Source organism: Anaeromicrobium sp. (assembly GCF_025210435.1).
GTDB lineage: Bacteria > Bacillota > Clostridia > Peptostreptococcales > Thermotaleaceae > Anaeromicrobium.
On the sequence record NZ_JAOART010000003.1, the window covers coordinates 1 to 19244 of the forward strand.

General features: G+C 30.5%; 16 protein-coding genes. 15 read left to right on the forward strand and 1 reads right to left on the reverse strand.

The annotated features are described in order from the left end of the window. The first annotated feature begins 507 nt into the window (after window positions 1-507). The 13 genes from N4A57_RS00215 (at window position 508) to N4A57_RS00275 (ending at window position 15908) form a co-directional block, all read left to right on the forward strand. A complete protein-coding gene (locus tag N4A57_RS00215) occupies window positions 508-1398 on the forward strand; it encodes a LicD family protein (protein ID WP_293655242.1) in 891 nt (296 codons plus the stop codon). Further along, window positions 1395-2747: a Gfo/Idh/MocA family oxidoreductase gene (locus N4A57_RS00220; RefSeq protein WP_293655244.1), complete on the forward strand. Its 1353-nt coding sequence runs from the start codon at window positions 1395-1397 to the stop codon at window positions 2745-2747. The genes N4A57_RS00215 and N4A57_RS00220 overlap by 4 nt, the downstream gene beginning before the upstream one ends. Window positions 2748-2760: 13 nt before the next feature. Next, window positions 2761-3918 carry a glycosyltransferase gene (locus N4A57_RS00225; protein WP_293655246.1) on the forward strand — a complete coding sequence of 386 codons (1158 nt, stop codon included), beginning with the start codon at window positions 2761-2763 and terminating at the stop codon, window positions 3916-3918. 28 nt (window positions 3919-3946) lie between these two features. Further along, window positions 3947-4951, forward strand: a complete 1005-nt coding sequence (locus N4A57_RS00230; RefSeq protein ID WP_293655248.1) for a polysaccharide biosynthesis protein — start codon at window positions 3947-3949, stop codon at window positions 4949-4951. Next, on the forward strand, window positions 4948-5799 hold the full coding sequence (locus N4A57_RS00235) for an SDR family oxidoreductase (protein ID WP_293655250.1): 852 nt from the start codon (window positions 4948-4950) through the stop codon (window positions 5797-5799). Before N4A57_RS00230 ends, N4A57_RS00235 begins: the two co-directional genes overlap by 4 nt. Window positions 5800-5812: 13 nt before the next feature. Beyond that, complete coding sequence (gene wecB / locus N4A57_RS00240; RefSeq protein WP_293655252.1) at window positions 5813-6937, forward strand: non-hydrolyzing UDP-N-acetylglucosamine 2-epimerase; 1125 nt, start codon at window positions 5813-5815, stop codon at window positions 6935-6937. A gap of 18 nt (window positions 6938-6955) precedes the next feature. Further along, entirely contained in the window at window positions 6956-8284 is a 1329-nt protein-coding gene (locus N4A57_RS00245) for a glycosyltransferase (protein WP_293655254.1), read from the forward strand. A 30-nt stretch (window positions 8285-8314) separates the two neighbouring features. Next, a complete protein-coding gene (locus N4A57_RS00250) occupies window positions 8315-9508 on the forward strand; it encodes a radical SAM protein (protein WP_293655256.1) in 1194 nt (397 codons plus the stop codon). A gap of 11 nt (window positions 9509-9519) precedes the next feature. Beyond that, window positions 9520-10701 (forward strand): radical SAM protein, encoded by a 1182-nt coding sequence (locus tag N4A57_RS00255; RefSeq protein WP_293655258.1) that lies wholly within the window; start codon window positions 9520-9522, stop codon window positions 10699-10701. Window positions 10702-10712: 11 nt separating this feature from the next. After that, a complete protein-coding gene (locus tag N4A57_RS00260) occupies window positions 10713-11888 on the forward strand; it encodes a radical SAM protein (protein ID WP_293655260.1) in 1176 nt (391 codons plus the stop codon). Window positions 11889-11904: 16 nt separating this feature from the next. Further along, window positions 11905-13374, forward strand: coding sequence for a hypothetical protein (locus N4A57_RS00265; protein WP_293655262.1), 1470 nt, complete (start codon window positions 11905-11907; stop codon window positions 13372-13374). Window positions 13375-13409: 35 nt separating this feature from the next. Then, window positions 13410-14630 carry a glycosyltransferase family 2 protein gene (locus tag N4A57_RS00270; RefSeq protein WP_293655264.1) on the forward strand — a complete coding sequence of 407 codons (1221 nt, stop codon included), beginning with the start codon at window positions 13410-13412 and terminating at the stop codon, window positions 14628-14630. Between the two features lie 108 nt (window positions 14631-14738). After that, window positions 14739-15908: a radical SAM protein gene (locus N4A57_RS00275; RefSeq protein ID WP_293655266.1), complete on the forward strand. Its 1170-nt coding sequence runs from the start codon at window positions 14739-14741 to the stop codon at window positions 15906-15908. 81 nt (window positions 15909-15989) lie between these two features. On the opposite strand, the gene N4A57_RS00280 is transcribed toward N4A57_RS00275, so the two are convergent. Next, the gene (locus N4A57_RS00280; protein ID WP_293655268.1) at window positions 15990-16454 is read right to left on the reverse strand and encodes a YaaR family protein; all 465 of its coding nucleotides are present in this window, start codon (window positions 16452-16454) and stop codon (window positions 15990-15992) included. Window positions 16455-16583: 129 nt separating this feature from the next. On the opposite strand from N4A57_RS00280, the gene N4A57_RS00285 reads away from it, so the two are divergent. After that, window positions 16584-16814, forward strand: coding sequence for a hypothetical protein (locus N4A57_RS00285; RefSeq protein WP_293655270.1), 231 nt, complete (start codon window positions 16584-16586; stop codon window positions 16812-16814). A gap of 233 nt (window positions 16815-17047) precedes the next feature. Further along, window positions 17048-19243, forward strand: coding sequence for a hypothetical protein (locus N4A57_RS00290; protein ID WP_293655272.1), 2196 nt, complete (start codon window positions 17048-17050; stop codon window positions 19241-19243). Window position 19244: the final 1 nt, after the last annotated feature.

Consider the following 19244-nt stretch of genomic DNA (forward strand, 5'->3'; position numbering starts at 1 on the left):
TATGATTTATTTTGTTATGTTATATTATTCCAGTAAAAAACAAGCTGAAATCTATGCTAAATTTAACTGAATTACATAATAATTACTGGAATTATATTTCCAAATTTGTTGTGATTGTTTGTACAAATTTTACGTAGTTATACTGGATTCTTTATTTTTCAAGACGGTAATTTTTTTACAATTACTACATATTTACATGAAAAATATGAAATATATGTAAAGAAATGATAGCATCTGTCGATATATTTATTAGCATAAATTATACTTAATTGGAAATTAATAGTCAAATAGTAGGATGGAATGAATTATTAGCAGAATGAGCTGTTAATTCTGATATATCTAAAACTCAAAGATAGTTTTATAGATGCAACTGAAGAAAGTAAAATAAAAAGAATATATAGGTTCTTTAAATCTTCAACCATAGATCCAGATTATTTATATGGATTTTTAATAAACAAGGTTATTAGGCTTAAATTAATTTATAATTTAGATAAAAAGGTGGTTTTTATGGACACACAATATAATATTATGTCGTCTGAGGACTTACGTAAAATGCAATTAATACAGCTTGAAATGCTACTAGAGGTTCATCGTATTTGCAAAAAGTACAATATTCAGTACTGTATTATAGCAGGAACTCTCCTAGGGGCTGTACGACATAAGGGGTATATTCCTTGGGATGATGATGCTGATGTGGCAATGCTTCGCCCTGAATATGAAAGGTTTTGTAAGGTATGCGAAAAGGAGTTAGATGGCACACGTTTTTTTTTGCAAACACATTCTAATACTCATGGTTATCGTTGGGGATATGGGAAAATCAGACGCGTGGGAACAGAGTTTGTTCGTAAGGGTCAGGAACATATGCCTTATCCCACTGGAGTTTTTATTGATATATTTCCGTTAGATAATGTGCCAGATAATATTTATGTTCGTCGAATTCATAATTTGGCATGCACTGTTATTCGAAAAATGCTTTGGTCTGCGGTGGGAGCAAAATCAGATAAAAATGTAATCATGCGTGGTATATACCATTGTATTTCATTATTTCCAAGAAATTTTGTTTTCTTACTGTATAACAGTCTAATGAGGGAAAGTAATAAAAAGTCTACACAGATGGTTAGAATTTTAACCTTTCCTACTCCAGATAATGGCTATTATGGTTATTATAGAAGGTGGTATGTGGAACTTAAAGATATAAAATTCGAGGGCCATTATTTTCCTGGCCCTAAAGATTATGATGAATATTTAACTTTTAAATTTGGGAATTACCACGAGTTTCCCCCTCTAGAGGAGCGTAATGGACATGCAGCTAGCCGATATAGGCTTTCGCCTTCTGAAAAGGGGAAGCTTAATCCTAAGGTATATAAAAATAATACAGAGATAGGGGGGAGTAAATGAAAAAGGTAATTACTTATGGTTCTTTTGATTTGTTTCACTATGGCCATTATAGACTTTTAAAGCGAGCTAAAGAACTTGGAGATTATCTAATTGTGGGAGTAACAACAGAGCAATACGATGAATATAGAGGTAAATTGAATGTGATTGATTCTCTTATGGAAAGAATCGAGAATATTAAACAGACTGGACTTGCGGATGAAATTATTATAGAAGACCACGAAGGACAAAAGGTTAAGGATATTCAAAAGTATGGAATAGATATTTTTGTTGTAGGTTCAGACTGGAAGGGCAAATTTGAATTCTTAAAACAATATTGTGATGTTGTATATCTGGAACGTACAAAAGGAATTTCTAGCACTATGATACGACAGAAAAATTATAAAATTGTCAAATTGGGCATTATTGGAAGTGGTAGAATTGCTACACGATTTGCACCGGAAGTTAAGTATGTAAGTGGAACGAATTTAGAGGGGGTTTATAATCCATCTATTCATAGTGCAAGAAGGTTCGCCCAGCAATTTGAGTTGAAGTTTTTTACGGATGATTTGGAAGCTTTTTTTGAGAAAATTGATGCGGTTTATATAGCATCTCCTCATAATACACATTATGAATATATACGCAAAGCATTAGAACAGGGGAAGCATGTATTAAGTGAAAAGCCTATGGTTTTACATGCACATGAGGCAGAAGAAGTTTATCATATTGCTAAGGAAAAAGGTCTCATATTGCTAGAAGGAATTAAAACTGCTTATGCGCCAGGATTCTTACAGCTCCTGGCAATTGCCAAAAGTGGTAGAATCGGTATGATACGTGATATGGAAGCTTGTTTTACAAAGTTAGTAGCGGGGGATATTAGGGAATTGAAACCAGAGGAAAACGGAGGAAGTGTTACGGAACTTGCCAGTTATCCACTTCTTGCAATTGTGAAGTTACTTGGCACAAACTACAAGGATTTAAGATTTGATACTTTTGTAGATGAAAATGGTATTGATTTATATACAAAAATTCATATGAAATATGAAAAATCTGTTGCTACTGGAAAAGTTGGTTTAGGAGTAAAATCAGAAGGACAGCTTTTGATTTCTGGTACACAAGGATATATTCATGTGGAAGCACCTTGGTGGAAAACCCAGCATTTTGAAATACGACATGAAGAGCAGGATAAAAATGAAAAATTCTTTTCTAAGTTTGCTGGAGATGGCCTTCGTTATGAACTGAGTGATTTTATCTCCATGATAAACGGTAATGAGAGAAAAGGATTTAAACTGACTCCAAAAGAATCGGTTGCTATTGCAGAAATCATTGAGGCATTTTTAGGAAAAGAAAATACAGTTACTATGAAGTATTAATTTGAGGTGAAATATGAAAAAGATAAAGATATTACAATTTCCCATTGCTAATGCACGTGGTGGAATTACACAATATGCATTACAAAATTGGAGATTTATAGATAAAAGTCGTTTTCAGTTTGATTTTGCAACAAGAAGCAAAACTTTGGATTTTGCAGATGAACTTACTGACCAAGGGTGCAAAATTCATTATTTAACATGTTCATCAGAAGAAAATGAATCACAATTTATTAAAGAAGTTAATGAAATCTTAGATGAGGGCTATGATGCTGTTCATCTTCACACATCCTTTTGGAAAGGTTATTTAGTAGAGAAGCTTGCTATGGAAAGAAAATGCCCCTTAGTAATCGTACACTCCCATAGCACGATGATTGATGTATTGGACGAGCAACAGCGAAAAGAATATATAAAAAAACACAATTTCTATAAAAATAGGCTTCCATTAGAATATGCTACAGACTTTTGTGCTTGTTCTAAGCTTGCAGCAGAGTGGTTGTATGGTGAGCAAATTCCTAAGAATAGCATTCACATATTAAAAAATGCTATTGATGTACCAACATATAGTTTTTGTCCTGAAAGTAGGAAGGATTACCGGGAAAAGTTAGGCCTTAATGGGTGCTTTGTTTTAGGCCATATCGGAAGGTTTGTCTATCAAAAGAATCATGATATGCTCATTGAAATATTTCGAAAGGTATATGAAAAAATGCCCAATGCAAGACTTATGTTCATAGGTGGCGGTAAGTTGGAAAAACAAATTCAACAGAAGGTGAAAGAATATGGTTTGGAAAACGTAGTGATGTTTATGGGGAAACGTACGGATGTATCACAACTCCTACAGGCAATGGATGTTTTTTTATTACCTTCTCGCTTCGAAGGTCTGCCTATTGTTCTTATAGAAGCACAAGTAGCAGGGTTGAAATGCTTTGCAAGTGAGAGTATTTCTACAGAAGCAAAAATTACCCCTAATTTGGAGTATATTTCAGATTCCACTTCTGATTGGGTAGAATGGATTGTGAAAACTGGGAGGGGCTATGAACGCATAAAAAATGACCACTTGATTACACAAGTTGGCTATGATTTGAGGGAACACATTAAAGTGATAGAAAAATTATATGCTGGAGAAGATATTTCTAAATATTGTCCTAGTGCAGAAGATGAAATTTCTCTATAATAATGGTTGTTGAAGGAGTTGATACACTTTGTTTAAGGATAAGACGTTAATGATTACAGGTGGAACTGGTTCTTTTGGGAAAGCTGTCTTAAAGCGTTTTCTAGATACAGATGTTAAAGAAATACGCATTTTTTCAAGAGATGAAAAAAAGCAGGACGATATACGAAGGTTATATAATAGTAGTAAGGTTAAATTCTATTTGGGAGATGTGCGAGATTTGCATAGTGTTCAAAGTGCAATGTTTGGAGTGGATTATATTTTCCATGCTGCGGCTTTAAAGCAGGTGCCGTCATGTGAGTTTTTCCCCATGGAAGCAGTTAAAACTAATATCTTGGGCGTAGAGAATGTTTTGACTGCTGCAATAGCAGAAGGGGTGAAGAAAGTTATTTGTCTTTCCACGGACAAGGCAGCTTACCCAATCAATGCTATGGGAATAAGCAAAGCAATGATGGAGCGCGTATTTGTGGCAAAATCACGTACTACGGATAAAACAGTAATATGTGGTACAAGGTATGGGAATGTAATGGCTTCAAGGGGATCAGTAATTCCATTGTTTATTGATCAAATCAAGCAGGGTAAACCCATTACTGTTACTGACCCTAATATGACAAGGTTTATTATGAGCCTTGAGGAGGCCGTAGAACTTGTTCTATTTGCTTTTGAAAATGCACAACCGGGAGATATTATGGTACAAAAAGCTCCTGCATGTACAATTGGTGTTTTGGCACAAGCGGTAAAAGAAATATTTCAGGGGAACAATGAAATTCAATATATTGGTATAAGACATGGTGAAAAGGATTATGAAACTTTGCTTACTAAAGAAGAATGTATACACGCAAGGGACTTGGGTAATTACTATCAGATTCCTGCTGATAATAGGGAACTGAACTATTCCCAGTATTTTGAAGTTGGTAAGACGGAAAAAAACATAATTACAGAATACACTTCAAATAATACCACAATTTTAAACGTGGAACAGGTTAAGGAAAAGCTCTTAAAATTGGATTACGTGCAAAAGGAGTTAATTAAATGAAAATTCTAGTTTTGGGTACGGGAGGTATGGCAGGGCACCTTGTTGCAATATATCTTCGTGAAAAGGGACATAGGGTTACAGGTTTTTCAAAAACTCCCCTTTCCTATTGTGAAAATATTGTAGGTAATGCCTTAGATAAGAAGACTTTAGAAGAAGCTGTTACCTGTGAACCCTTTGATGCAGTGATTAACTGTATTGGTGTTCTCAATAAAGAAGTAGATAATCATATAGCAGATGGTATTTTTCTCAACAGCTATCTTCCTCATTTTATTGTGGATTGTTTAAAAGATACAAAAACAAAATTTATTCATCTAAGTACAGATTGTGTTTTTTTAGGTAAGAGTGGTGCATATGGTGAAGATGATTTTAAGGATAGTGATACTTTTTATGGAAGAACAAAGGCGCTGGGAGAAATTAACGATACAAAAAATCTGACTATCAGAACATCAATAATTGGCCCGGACCGAAAAGAAAATGGAGTTGGACTGTTAAACTGGTTTCTTAAACAAGATGGATCTGTGAATGGATTTACCTCGGCAATTTGGACAGGAGTTTCCACAATAACTTTAGCACAGGCCATTGAACGTGCATTAGAGGAGGATTTATGTGGACTTTATCATCTCGTGAATAATCAAACAATTAGCAAGTTTGAGCTTTTACAGTTATTCAATTGTTATCTAAAGAAGGAGCAAGTTGAAATTTTGTCAGATGATTCGGTTCATGTTGATAAGTCCTTAATAAATAATAGAAAGGATTTTAACTTTATAGTTCCTTCTTATGAACAAATGATAAAGGATACAAGGGATTGGATTTTTGCTCATAAGGAACTGTATCCACACTATTTTTAAGGGGGTGTTTATTTTGAAAAAATTAAAATTAATGACTATTGTAGGAACTCGTCCAGAAATGATTAGACTTTCTGAATTGATAAAAAAGGCCGATTCCTATTTTGAACATATTTTTGTGCATACGGGACAAAATTACGATTATAATCTAAATGAAATTTTTTATAGAGATTTGCAGCTTCGAACTCCTGATTATTATTTGAATGTGGTTGGTGATCATTTGGGACAGACCATTGGAAATATTATTTCAAAGTCTTATGATTTAATGGCAAAGCTTCGACCTGATGCTTTGTTAATTCTTGGTGATACAAATTCCGCACTATCTGCTATTTCAGCAAAGAGGTTAAAAATTCCGATTTTTCATATGGAAGCGGGAAACAGATGCTTTGACGAAAATCTTCCAGAGGAAACAAATAGGAGAATTGTAGATCATATTTCTGATGTAAACCTTCCTTACACAGAACATGCACGCCGTTATTTGCTGGCAGAGGGTGTACGCAAGGAACATATTTATGTAACGGGTTCACCTATAGCAGAGGTCATATATGCACGTAAACAGGAAATTGAAAAAAGCAAGATATTAGAAAACTTATCACTAGAAAAGGGAAAGTATATTGTCCTTTCAGCACATCGTGAAGAAAATATAGATATTGAAGAAAATTTCTTTAGCCTGATGAATGCTATCAATGTAATGGCAAAGAAGTATGAGATGCCTGTTATCTATTCGGTACATCCACGTAGTGCCAATTTAATTGAGAAGAGGCAGTTCAAATTTCACCCCCTTGTTAAGCAGCTTGCACCATTTTCATTTACAGACTATAGTTTTCTTCAGCAAAATGCTTTTTGTGTAGTATCCGACAGCGGAACTTTGCCGGAAGAAAGTGCAATTTGTAGATTTCCGGCTGTTAGTATTAGAACTTCTACGGAACGTCCGGAAGCCCTAGACAAAGGATGCTTTATAATTGGAGGAATTACAGAAGAACAGATATTGCAGTCAGTTGATATGGCAGTGAAAATGGCACAAAATAGTGACTTTGGTTCTACGGTTACAGATTATTCTGAAATAGGTATTTCATCAACGGTACTTCGTATTATTCAGAGTTATGTGGGGATTATTAACAAAAATATTTGGAATAAATAATTATTTGAGGAGGTTTCAATGAATAATCCACTAGTTTCAATAGTAATACCAGTTTACAATGGAGGAAATTATTTAAGGGAAGCCATTGACAGCGCATTAGCGCAAACCTATGAAAATTGTGAGGTATTAGTTATAAATGATGGCTCTAATGATAATGGTTTAACAGAAAAGATTGCTTTATCTTATGGTGAAAAAATTAGATATTTAAAAAAACAAAATGGTGGGGTTGCAACAGCAGTTAATTTAGGAATTGAAAATATGAAAGGTGAATATTTTGCGTGGCTTTCTCACGATGATATGTATTACCCTGAAAAAATCGAGAAGCAAATACAAGCTTTACGTGAAAATGGGGATATGACTGCAATTGTTCATTCTAACTATGACGTATTAGATGTTGAATCACAAAAATTAACCCCTGTTAATTGGCTTAATCAATATACACTTAAACAGTTGACAAATAGTAATTTTGCTCCAGTTTTTTTATGCATTCATGGATGCAGTATCTTAATTCATAAAAGTCATTTTCAACGTGTTGGTTTATATGATGAAAGCCTTATAGCTACTCAAGATTCTGTTTTTTTATTTCATCTAATGAGGGATCAAAAATCAGTATTCGTAGAAGAGGAGCTGTTTATAACTAGGTTGCATAAAGATCAAGGAAGTCGTACAATGGCATGTCATGAACCAGAATATAATAAGATGTTCAAAAACTTTTGTGATATGCTGACGGAAGATGAAATGTGTTTAATGTGTGGTTCAGTATATAATTTTTATAATAGATTATTATGTTTATTAAGACCTATTCCAAAGGGAAAAGTTACTTGTAAATTTATTTTAGAAAAATTACATGAATTACCGATTCCTAAAGATTATTTTAGCAAACAATATGAACTTTTTAGTTTTTTGCAAAATATTTCAAAAGGTAAAACTGACAAGTTGTGCATTTTTGGAGCGGGAAGATTTGGAAAAAGATTGCTTAGAGATTTAAGAGGTAGATGTATCACTGTTGATTGTTTTGCAGATAATGATCCTCAAAAAAAGGGTACATTTATTGAGAATATTCCTTGTATTTCATTTGATGAACTTAAAAAACAAAAAGAACATATATTAGTAATTATTTCCATGTTAGCTTCTGATGAAGTATTTAAGCAATTAAACGAAAATGGGTTTAAATATTTTATTACAAAACAGAGTATTGATAGATTTTTATTCAGTATTCCTCCTATTATTCAATTGGAGGAGTTATATACCAATCCAAAAATTAATTATGAGTCTGAGGATTGCAGATATTTGATAAAGAGTTTTAATAAGACGTTGATGGAAATGATTAAAAATTCTAATAGTTAGAATATAATTAGAAAAGAAAGGACAATAAGTATGAAATGGACAAGTAAAGGACATCAGTTTGATGATTTAGGTATGTTATTAAAGGATAAAAATCAAGTCTATATCTATGGTGCAGCTTTAAAGGGTGGTAAGTTATTTGAACTGTTAAGGTCGTGTAATAAGTGGTTGAACTGGGAAATAGCTTTTGTGGATGCAGATAAATGTAAACAGAAAGATGGTTATCTAGGTACTCAAGTTTTATCACCAGAAGAATTATTTAACAGTCCAAAAGAAAATCATTTTGTTATTGTTGCAGCATCACCATTCAATACAGTGGAAATAACAGATATATTATTAAAAAATGGATATGTTTCAGATTTTAATTGTTTTGCATATGAAAAATTTATGAACTTTATTTTACCTATACACTTTGTATATAATTATGATATGGTTTTTTTCTCTTCTCAAAGTATTTTACCGAGTACAGTATGTAATTTGAATTGTGAAAGTTGCTTAAATTTTAATCCATATATAAAAAATCATATTACCGATGATTTTGAATTAGTAAAAAATGATATTGACAGTTTTTTTACTGCAATAGATTATATTGATCGCTTTCAGATTACTGGGGGAGAACCATTTTTATATAAGGAACTTGGCAATTTGATTTCATATATTGAAGAAAACTACAGAGATAAAATTTTTAATCTGGAAACTGTTACAAATGGAAGTGTTATTCCTTCGGATGAATTGTGTAAGATACTTAAAGAGAATGATGTTCATGTTATTTTAGATGATTATAGAAATGCATTAAAAGATGGAGACAAGAAATTCAATGAAATAATGAATAAGTTTAATGAGTATGGTATTCAATACACTCCAAATTTTGTTACGGAATGGTTTAATATATATCCAAAAGGAATAGACCACTCAAATTGGTCAAAAAAGGAACTTATTGACCATTATGATGCATGTAATAATCCATTTTCAACAATAAGAGACAAAAAAATATATGCATGTAATTATGCACATTATGCAGAGAAAGCTGGTTTGATTGTTGAAAATTCAAATGATTATTTTGATTTATCTAAATTTACTCCAAAGATGAAAAAAGAACTAGTTGAATTTAGACTTGGTTATACTAATGAAGGTTATGTTGATTTTTGTAAAACTTGTGCAGGATGGGTCTCTATAAATAAAAATATGGTACCTGTTGCAAAACAGATCAAAAGAAATAATGCTTAAGAGGTGGTACTATGAAATGGACAAATAGAGGTCATCAGTTAGATTATATAGGAAATCATTTTGTAAATAGAAATAAAATTTATATTTACGGAGCAGGGAAATTGGGAGCAGAGTTATTTTCTTATGTGAAATTTCTTGATTGTGTTGAAGCTTTTGTCGATGCAGATGAAGAAAAACAAAAAGATGATTATTGTGGTGTAAAGGTCATATCGCCTGAAGCTTTTTTGAAATTACCCAAAGATGATCAGATTGTTATATTAGCGGTTTCTATGAAAAATATGGATTACATTTCAACAAGATTGTTACGAGCTGGATATTTAGAATGTATTAATTTTTTCACTATACATCGATTTATTGACTACTATCTACCAATATACAGTGTTTATGCTAAAGATAAGGTGTTTTTTTATTCAGGAGCAACTATGCCTAGTACAGTATGTAATCTAAATTGTAAAAGTTGTTTAAATTTCAATCCCCAGATAAAAAAGCATATTACTAAAAGTATAGAAGAAATGAAAAAGGATATAGACTGTTATTTTAATTGTGTTGATTATACAGTTAGGTTCCAGATTTGTGGTGGAGAACCCGTTTTGTATCCACAACTTGCTGATTTATTAATATATATTGGAGAAAATTATAGAAGTAAGATACGAACTTTTGAAATTGTAACAAATGGTACTATAGTACCTTCAGAAAAATTATGCCAGGCTTTAAAAAAATATGATGTTCTTGTTTATCTTGATGATTATACGGAAGCATTGCCAGAAAAAAAACATATCAGAGCTACTATAATGGATAAGTTCCATCATTTTGATATTAGTTTTGTTGATAATAAAGTGGATGTATGGTTTGATTTATGTCCAATGACAACAGATAATTCATATATGTCTGAAGAAGAGTTGATTGATTATCATGATGCGTGTCAAATTCCTTGGATAGAGTTTCGTGATGGCAAAATATATAATTGTAATTTTTCCAGCTTTGCTATGAAAGCCGGATTGAACGTTGAGTCAGAAAATGACTATTTTGATTTGAGGAATATTACATCAGAAAATAAAAAGGAATTAGTTGAGTTTCGTATGGGTTATACTGAAAACGGGTATGTAGATTTTTGTAGACGTTGTGCAGGTTGGTGTACAATTAATAAAAAACCTGTTCCAGTTGCAAAACAGTTGAAAAGAAATAAGGATTAAGAGGTGTCATAATGAAGTGGACGAATAAAGGTCATCAGTTTGATGAAATAGGAAAATTGTTTAAAAATATTAACAGAGTGTATATCTATGGTGCTGGCATGTATGGTGAAAAATTATATAAAAATATTAAATTTATTAATTGTATTGAAGCATTTGTAGATGGGAACATTGAAAAGCAGGAAAGTGGATATTTAGGTAAGAAAGTAATTTCTCCTGAAGAATTTTTCAAAATTAATCCTAATGGTGACCATATTGTGATAGTGGCAGCGTCTATGGGAAATACGCCAGTAATTTTAAAAGAATTATTATTATCAGGATATAAAGAGTGTATAAATTGTTTTGCTTATAACCGTTTTGTTGAATTTTATTTCCCTATTTTTAGTTTGTATAGATATGATAAGTTGTATTTTGAAGAAATGACAACATCAATTACTCAGAGATGTACATTAAAATGTGAAAAATGTTCATGTTTATTTCCGTATGTTAATGATCCTAAGGATTATGAGCTACAAAGTCTAAAGGAGGATATGGATTGCTTTTTTTCTAAGATAGATTATTTGCAAAGATTAAGTATTATTGGTGGAGAACCATTTTTGTTTTCTAATCTTACAGAGTATGTATCATATATTTGCGAAAATTACTTAGAAAAAATCGGAAAAATAGTAATTGTGTCCAATGGAACTATTGTACCTAATAAAGAACTAGCTTATGTTTTGAAAAAAAATAAAATTGTTGTTGAAATTAGTGATTATACTAAATCATTACCATTTTTAAATAAAAAATTAGAAAAATTGAAGAGTTACTTGAATCAACAAGGTATAGAAATAATAGAAATCTTTCATGATCAGTGGGTTGATTTTGGATTTGAAAGTGTGGATAATAGTGATTTCACATCAAAACAACTCATTTCATTATTTAAGAAATGTGATATACGTTGCAGAGGATTAAAAGACAAAAGTCTAATAATGTGTATGCCATCAGAACATGCTAATGTAGTACTTTCTAAATTTAAAGACGATGAAAATTATTTTGATTTATTAAATGAGTGTGAAAATATAAAGAAAATAATTTTAGAGTATAATATGGGATATACAAATGAGGGTTATTTGCATATGTGTAAGTATTGTAATGGTGGAGTTCCAATAAATAAACATATAATCGAATCGGCAAAACAAATTAAAATGTAGAATGAGGGTAATTTATATGATTAAATCTTTGAAAAATAGAATTTTAGAATTGCTAGATACAATTACAGAAATGGTAAATTTATTGTGCCAAGTACAAGATAAAAAAGTATTCATTTCAGATTGTTACGAAGCAATTGAGTCTATAATGGGTCATATTGAGAAAGAACAAACATCCCCTGTAAAGACACTTAGGTTGTTAGATGAAATTCAAGATGCTTTTGTTTTAGGGTTAAATAATATAGAAATCATTAATGACTCTTATGTTAAAGAACTGAAAAAAAATGTTGTTTTACTTAAATCTGTATTAAGAGAGGAAGTTAATGAACAACTTAATGTAGTATTTTTCCCATACAAGGAATCGATGTGGGATAGTCTGGCTACCATATATGAGGCGGCTGTAAATGACTCTAATTGTGTAGCGAAGGTTGTTCCTATTCCTTATTATAAATTAGAACACGAATCAGTCCAGCCAGTTTATGAAGGTGATTTATTTCCTGAAGATATTCAAAAGGTGAATTATAATAATTATGATTTGGAAACAGAACAACCAGATATTATATTCGTACATAATATTTATGATCAGTACAATACGATTACACAAGTATCTGAGCAGTATTTCACATCAAATTTAAAAAAATATACAGATATGTTGGTTTATGTACCATACCATATTTCATCACCAGTTAAGGCAGAGAAGGATGATTCACGCATGTCATATAAACTTCCAACTATCAAAAATGTAGATAAAGTGGTGCTTGCCGGGGAATTTGTAGAAAAAGAGGCATTAAGAGATGGGATTCCAAAAGAAAAGATTTTAACACTTGGTTCACCTAAATTTGATGGAATGTTAAAAGTTTTAAATGAAGATACTGAATTTCCTGATGAGTGGAAAGACGTTATTGAAGGGAAGACAGTATTTTTACTTAATACTGGATGTTTATATTTTGTTAATGATATTCGAGCTGCTGCTGTTATGCTAGATTTAATACTTGATATTCCTAGGTATATTGATAATGTAGCATTAATTTGGAGACCGCATCCGTTAACCGAAGCTGCTGTAAAAAGATATGCACCAGAATTGTCAGGTCTTTTAGAGAGTTATTATGAGGCAATAAAAAACAAAAGTCCTCATGTTAAGAATACTATATTAGATCAAAATGAAAGCTACTTCCCTGCGTTAAAGGTAGCAGATGTTTTACTAACAAATTTTAGTTCTATATTGGATTCGTATTTGTTGACAGAGAAAAAAGTGATTTATTTAGGTGAAAAAATGCCTGAAAGTTCATTGATTCCATCAGATACATTTTATTATTTTTTTGATAAAGATGAACCTTGGTTTGAACTTGCGAAAAAAATAGCCAAAGGGTATGATCCGTTAGCTAAAAAAAGAAAAGAGATTGCATCTAAATTTTATGAATGTTTAGATGGAACAAGTGGAGAAAAGATTTATAAAGCCGTTAAAGAATGTGTTTTAAGAAATCAATAGTGTATATATTTTTAAAAATTTTATGGAGGAATCATATGAATACACCTATGGTATCAATTGTTATTCCAGTTTATAATGGACAAAATTATTTAAAAGAAGCTATAGACAGTGCCTTGTCACAAACCTATTCAAATTTTGAAGTGATTGTAGTTAATGATGGTTCGAATGATGGAGGTATTACGGAGAAAATTGCATTATCATACGGCACTAAAATTAGGTATTTTTATAAAGAAAATGGTGGCGTTGCAACAGCCCTTAATCTTGCAATTCAAGAAATGCGTGGCCAATATTTTTCTTGGTTATCTCACGATGATATGTATTATCCAAATAAGCTTAATCGTGAAATCCAAGCTTTGCAGGAGCATGGAGATATGTCTGCTCTAGTTTATAGCGATTATGATATATTAGAAGTAGAAACGAATACAATTGATTCTACTAATTTGAGCAAAATTTTTTCTCTAAGTAAGTTAACTAATTCTGTATTCCCAATTTTACAGAACATAATTCATGGTTGTACACTTTTGATTCATAAAAGTCATTTTGAGCGTGTGGGCTTGTTTGATGAAAAGCTAATTACAACGCAAGATTATGATATGTGGTATCGCATGTTTCGTGGGCAGAAAACTATTTTTATTCCTGAATCGTTGATAAAGATTCGTATACATAAAGAATCAGGTACGAATACTATTTCTTGTTTTACTAAAGAAGTAGGTACTCTTTATATGAAATTTATCAATTCTTTATCAGATAAAGAAATAGATGAAATTTTTATACATCCTGCAATATTATATAATAAAATTGCAGGATTAATGAAAGATTATGCTTTAATGGAAGAATATAAAATTGTTATGGAGAAATTAATGAGAATAGATGGGCCCCAAAATATTTGGGGAGGTCTCGAAAAATTCAAGGAATGCATAGATAGTTTTTCAAATGGAAATGCAGAAAAAATCTGTGTTTTTGGAGCAGGGCATTATGGTGAAAGGTTATACTATGATCTTCATAGCAGGTTAATTAAAATTGATTTATTTGCCGATAACAATCCTGAAAAATGGGGTAGCAGCATTAATGGGGTTTCTTGTATTTCACCTAAACAGTTATATGAAATTAAAAATAATACATTAGTAATTGTAGCAATGCGAACTCCTACGGAGGTAGTATTGAAAATGAAAAATGATGAATATCCTTATGTAATAACGAAACAACAGCTTGATGGAAAGATTGCTCAAACAATTCCTTTAAATAATTCTATATAACTATGTTTCGACGATTTAATTTGCATTCATAATTTCATTTTTAAGGGAATTTAAGTTTTATACAAAGGATATTGATATAAATAAAATATTTTAAAAAGGAGTTATCCTATGAAGTGGACTAATAGAGGTTATGAATTTGATAAGCAAGGTGTTTATTTAAAAGGAATAAAAAAAATCTATATTTATGGTGCTGGTAAGCTTGGTATGGAATTTTTGCATATGTTTAGAACTTTTGATGATTTTGATTGTGAAATTAAATTTATTGATGCAGATAGAGCTAAACAAAAAGCAGGATATCTTGATTTGAAAGTGTTGTCACCTGAAGAATTTTTCCAAACATCTAAAGAGGAGCATATTGTCATAGTTGCAGCTTCTATTCAAAACACTATAACCATTATGGAAAAAATGCAAGCATTTGGATATGAAGAGGATGTAGATTGTTTTACTGTGCAACGATTTTTGCCAATTTATTCGGGGTATGTAAGAGATAAGGTTTACTTTCCTTCCATATCTTTTTTACCAACTACAAGATGTAATTTGAATTGTGAAGCTTGTCTAAACTTTAATCCGTATAACAAAAATCAAACAGATATAGATTTGAATATTTTAAAAGCAGATGTTGATATATTTTTTCAATGTGTAGATTATATTGGATTATTCCATATCAGCGGCGGAGAACCTTTGCTTTATCCGCAACTTGGTCATTTAATCGAATATATTGATAATAATTATAGAAAAAAAATATATAGGTTGGAGATAACAACAAATGGCACTATTATACTATCTGATGAAATATGTAAAATATTAAAAAAGCATAATGTGAATGTTATTTTGGATGATTATACAGAGGCTTTACCTCAAAATAAACAAAGATTTGAGAAGGTAATGAATAAGATGAAAGCGCATTGTATTGAGTACTTCATAAACAAAGTGGATAGTTGGATTGATCTTTGCCCTTTAACAACAAATCATTATGATTGGAATGATCAAAAATTAATGGATTTCTATGAAGCTTGCAAAAATCCTTTTCAGGAATTACGTGATAAAAAGATATATAGCTGTAATTATGCCAGCTATGCTATGAAAGCGGGTTTGAATGTAGATTCTTGCAATGATTATTATGACCTTACTACGTTTAACCTGAAAAAGAAAAAAGAATTGATAGAGTTTAGATTAGGCTATACTGAAAAAGGGTATGTTGACTTTTGTAAGAAATGTAGTGGATTATCTACAACAATTAATAAAAATATTGTTGTAGTTGCGAAGCAGAAATCGTGAAAATAATAGTTGTATAACTATATACGTATAATCCTGTACGCTTATAATTAGATAAAATGAGGGACGAGTAATCGTCCCTATTTACATAAACATATCCATAAGCATACCCTTAATGTCATCTAACCTTTTTACCACATTTATCCTATCCACTTCACCACTTAAAAACTCATTTGTCAATTCACTAAGGGCCTTGTCAACCTTCTTAACCTTAGTAAAGACCCTGTGACGACCCCTTCTATCTAAAAAATTATCCTTTTCAAACATATAAGAATTAGTAACGGCCACATCCATAAATTCCTTTACCAACTTTTTATATTCTATCATATCTTGAATATACAATTTATCAGATAATCTATCTGCCTTTTCCGTTATTTTAGAATAAAGGTCTTCTAGCTTTTCTTTCACATCTTCAGATTTTAACTTATTAAATTGGTCCTTGAATTTAATAGTCTTTTCTGAATCTAACTTCACAAGGGGGGGAGTTTTTTGTATTTTATTCATTTGTAGTTTAGGTATTTTATTTATCATATTAGTTATATTATTCAACTAAAACACTCCTTAATATATAGAACCTATTATACTATACATATCGGCAATTATGACATTTTTTTTTAATAATATATAAAAAATATTATGATATAATTATTATAATATAGATACGGAGGAGAGATTAACTTGGAAAAACTACTTAAAGAAATCCTTGTAGAGATAAAAGATATGAAAAGTCATATGGGTACTATTAAAGATGATATAAATATGGTAAAAGAAGATGTATGTGAATTGAAAGAAGATATGTCTAAACTAAAAGAAGATGTATATGAATTAAAAGAAGAACAAAAGCATATGAACAAAAAAATTGATTCAATCCACGAACAAGTATTTATTAATGCAGAAAACATTGCTTAAAATACTATGGAAATGAGAAAAATATCTGAAGATATAGAGTTCATAAAATACAAAGAAAGTAAAACGGAAGAAGATTTATTCAAACTGAAAAATAGACTTGAAATTATAAAATAGGGGCGGATTAACCGTCCCTATTCTATAATTTGAATATATGTTCATTAGGGAAAAAACTTTAACTTTAATGTAAATATGCCGATATATATTATAGAAAGTATATGAGGTGGGAGATTAAATTGTTAGATATAAAGAATAATATATTAAATAAAATAAATTCATACGACAGTTTACCTAAAAATAATTTAAATGTGGAAGGAATTGTTTTAGAAAAGGATAAGAAGGAACTGGTCCTTCAAACAAAGACTAATAAGCTGAATATAACCCTAAAAGAAGATATGGATATACAAGTGGGAGATAAAGTAAATTTAAAGAGAAATCAAATAAAAAAGATGGAAGTAGTAAAGGAAGATAATATAACTAAAAATAGGTATGAGACCATATTAAAATCTATGGGATTGGAACTTAATGATAAAAACATAGAAGCCATAAAGGAACTTGAAGAAAATGGCATGAAGGTAAATAGTGAAAATGTGGGAGCCATGGTAGCTTCTAAAGATTATTTAGATATAGTAAAGGAAAATCTAGATTATCATATGGCTATTAAATTAGAAGAAAAGAATATAGATATATCTAAGGATTCTCTATATAAGATAGGAAAGGCAATAGAAGCTATTAATAAAGATAGCATACAGGTAGAGAATAAGGTTGAGGACCTTAGCACAGAAGAAGCACAAAAAATTGCTAAGTCTATATATGGCAAAGAAGCGGGAAAGGACATACTAGATATTATAAAATCCCTTCATAAAGAGGGCATAGAAGTAAATAAGGATAATGTTGATAAAGTATACAATCTATTTTATAAACTAGATTGTATAAAGGATATAGAAGATGAGATTATAATTAGTTTATATAGGGAAGAAGAAATTATTAGTATAGAGAGTTTGTATAAAAATAAAATGAATATTACTAATGGTGATATAGGGGGAATAAGTGGCTCTAATATGGTTGCCAATATATATGAAAGTACAACTATAAAAGACAATAATATGAATATACAAAGTGAAGAAAATACAAAAGTAGTAAAAGTAAGGAAGACCATAGATAACCTTAATGACAAATTAGATTATAAAATAGTTAATAAATTATCTAGGGCGATAGATGGGAATATAGAAGATGAACATATAGAGGTACTAGAGAAAAAAGTAGATAAAATTAATAGTGAAATAGAACCTCTTAAAAATAAAAATCCTTTTTCAGCAGAACATGTTAAAGAGGAGAAATCTCTTTTAGTAAAGGGATTAAAGAGAGTATTAGATGTAGGTAAAATATTAGACAAAATTAAAACTTTAAAACCGGAGCACATTACTTATCATGTAGGAAGAAAACTAACTTTCACATTAAGTAACATAGAAAAAACATATGATGAAATGAATTTTATTAAAATAAATAAAAAAATAGAAGAAGTAGAATTAAATAAAATAGATAATATACAAAGGGAGTACGATAAAATCCAAAGTACATTAACACCAGAAAAGATAATAGAGATGACTAAAAGGGCTTATAATGTACTTACTATGCCTATGGAAGAAATAAATAGATTTAAGGTGAAAAAGGCATATGATACTAAATTGAATATTATAAAAAATATATCTAAATATGACAAGGATATATTACCAATAATATTTAAAAATAATATTAACTTAACATTAAATGAAATAGACAGAGTTCAGAGTATATTAAAAGGAGAAGAAAGTCTTATGGAAACTATGGAAAAGGCATTAACCTCCTTAGAAACATCTCCTATTATAGAAGAACAGATAAAAGAAATGAAAAGATTATCAAAGGATATTTCAGATAATGTGAAAGCAGGAAAAGATATAGAAAAAGAATATGAGAAATTATTAAATCTAATGGAGAATATGCATAACAATAGTGATTTATCTCAACATAATAAGGATCAAATGGAGGATATGGTAAATAATATACGTCTGTATAAAAAGCTAAATAGTAGGGATACATTCATAGATATTCCCATAGAGATAAATGGTAATATGAAAAATTTTCAAATATATATGAAAAATAAGGAAGTAATGTCTGATGGTTTAAATATGGCTTTGTATGTGGAAACTAATAGCTTGGGAAAATTAAACATAAATGTAAACATTAAAAATAATAATGTGAATATAGAAATAGCTACAAAAACTCCAGATGCCATTGATGAATTTGAAGGTTTTGAAAACTTTCTAAAGGAAAACTTAGAATCAGTAGGATATAGTTTAGATATTTTAAATATTATTAAAGACGATGAAAATAAGAAGGATATGGACCATATAAAATATTCTAGTGCATCCTTTGTAGACATGGTCGTATAGG

Coding starts and splice junctions, on each gene's coding strand:
- N4A57_RS00215 (WP_293655242.1), top strand. CDS start 508: ATGGACACACAATATAATATTATGTCGTCTGAGGACTTACGTAAAATG.
- N4A57_RS00225 (WP_293655246.1), top strand. CDS start 2,761: ATGAAAAAGATAAAGATATTACAATTTCCCATTGCTAATGCACGTGGT.
- N4A57_RS00220 (WP_293655244.1), top strand. CDS start 1,395: ATGAAAAAGGTAATTACTTATGGTTCTTTTGATTTGTTTCACTATGGC.
- N4A57_RS00250 (WP_293655256.1), top strand. CDS start 8,315: ATGAAATGGACAAGTAAAGGACATCAGTTTGATGATTTAGGTATGTTA.
- N4A57_RS00235 (WP_293655250.1), top strand. CDS start 4,948: ATGAAAATTCTAGTTTTGGGTACGGGAGGTATGGCAGGGCACCTTGTT.
- N4A57_RS00270 (WP_293655264.1), top strand. CDS start 13,410: ATGAATACACCTATGGTATCAATTGTTATTCCAGTTTATAATGGACAA.
- N4A57_RS00255 (WP_293655258.1), top strand. CDS start 9,520: ATGAAATGGACAAATAGAGGTCATCAGTTAGATTATATAGGAAATCAT.
- N4A57_RS00260 (WP_293655260.1), top strand. CDS start 10,713: ATGAAGTGGACGAATAAAGGTCATCAGTTTGATGAAATAGGAAAATTG.
- N4A57_RS00275 (WP_293655266.1), top strand. CDS start 14,739: ATGAAGTGGACTAATAGAGGTTATGAATTTGATAAGCAAGGTGTTTAT.
- N4A57_RS00245 (WP_293655254.1), top strand. CDS start 6,956: ATGAATAATCCACTAGTTTCAATAGTAATACCAGTTTACAATGGAGGA.
- N4A57_RS00265 (WP_293655262.1), top strand. CDS start 11,905: ATGATTAAATCTTTGAAAAATAGAATTTTAGAATTGCTAGATACAATT.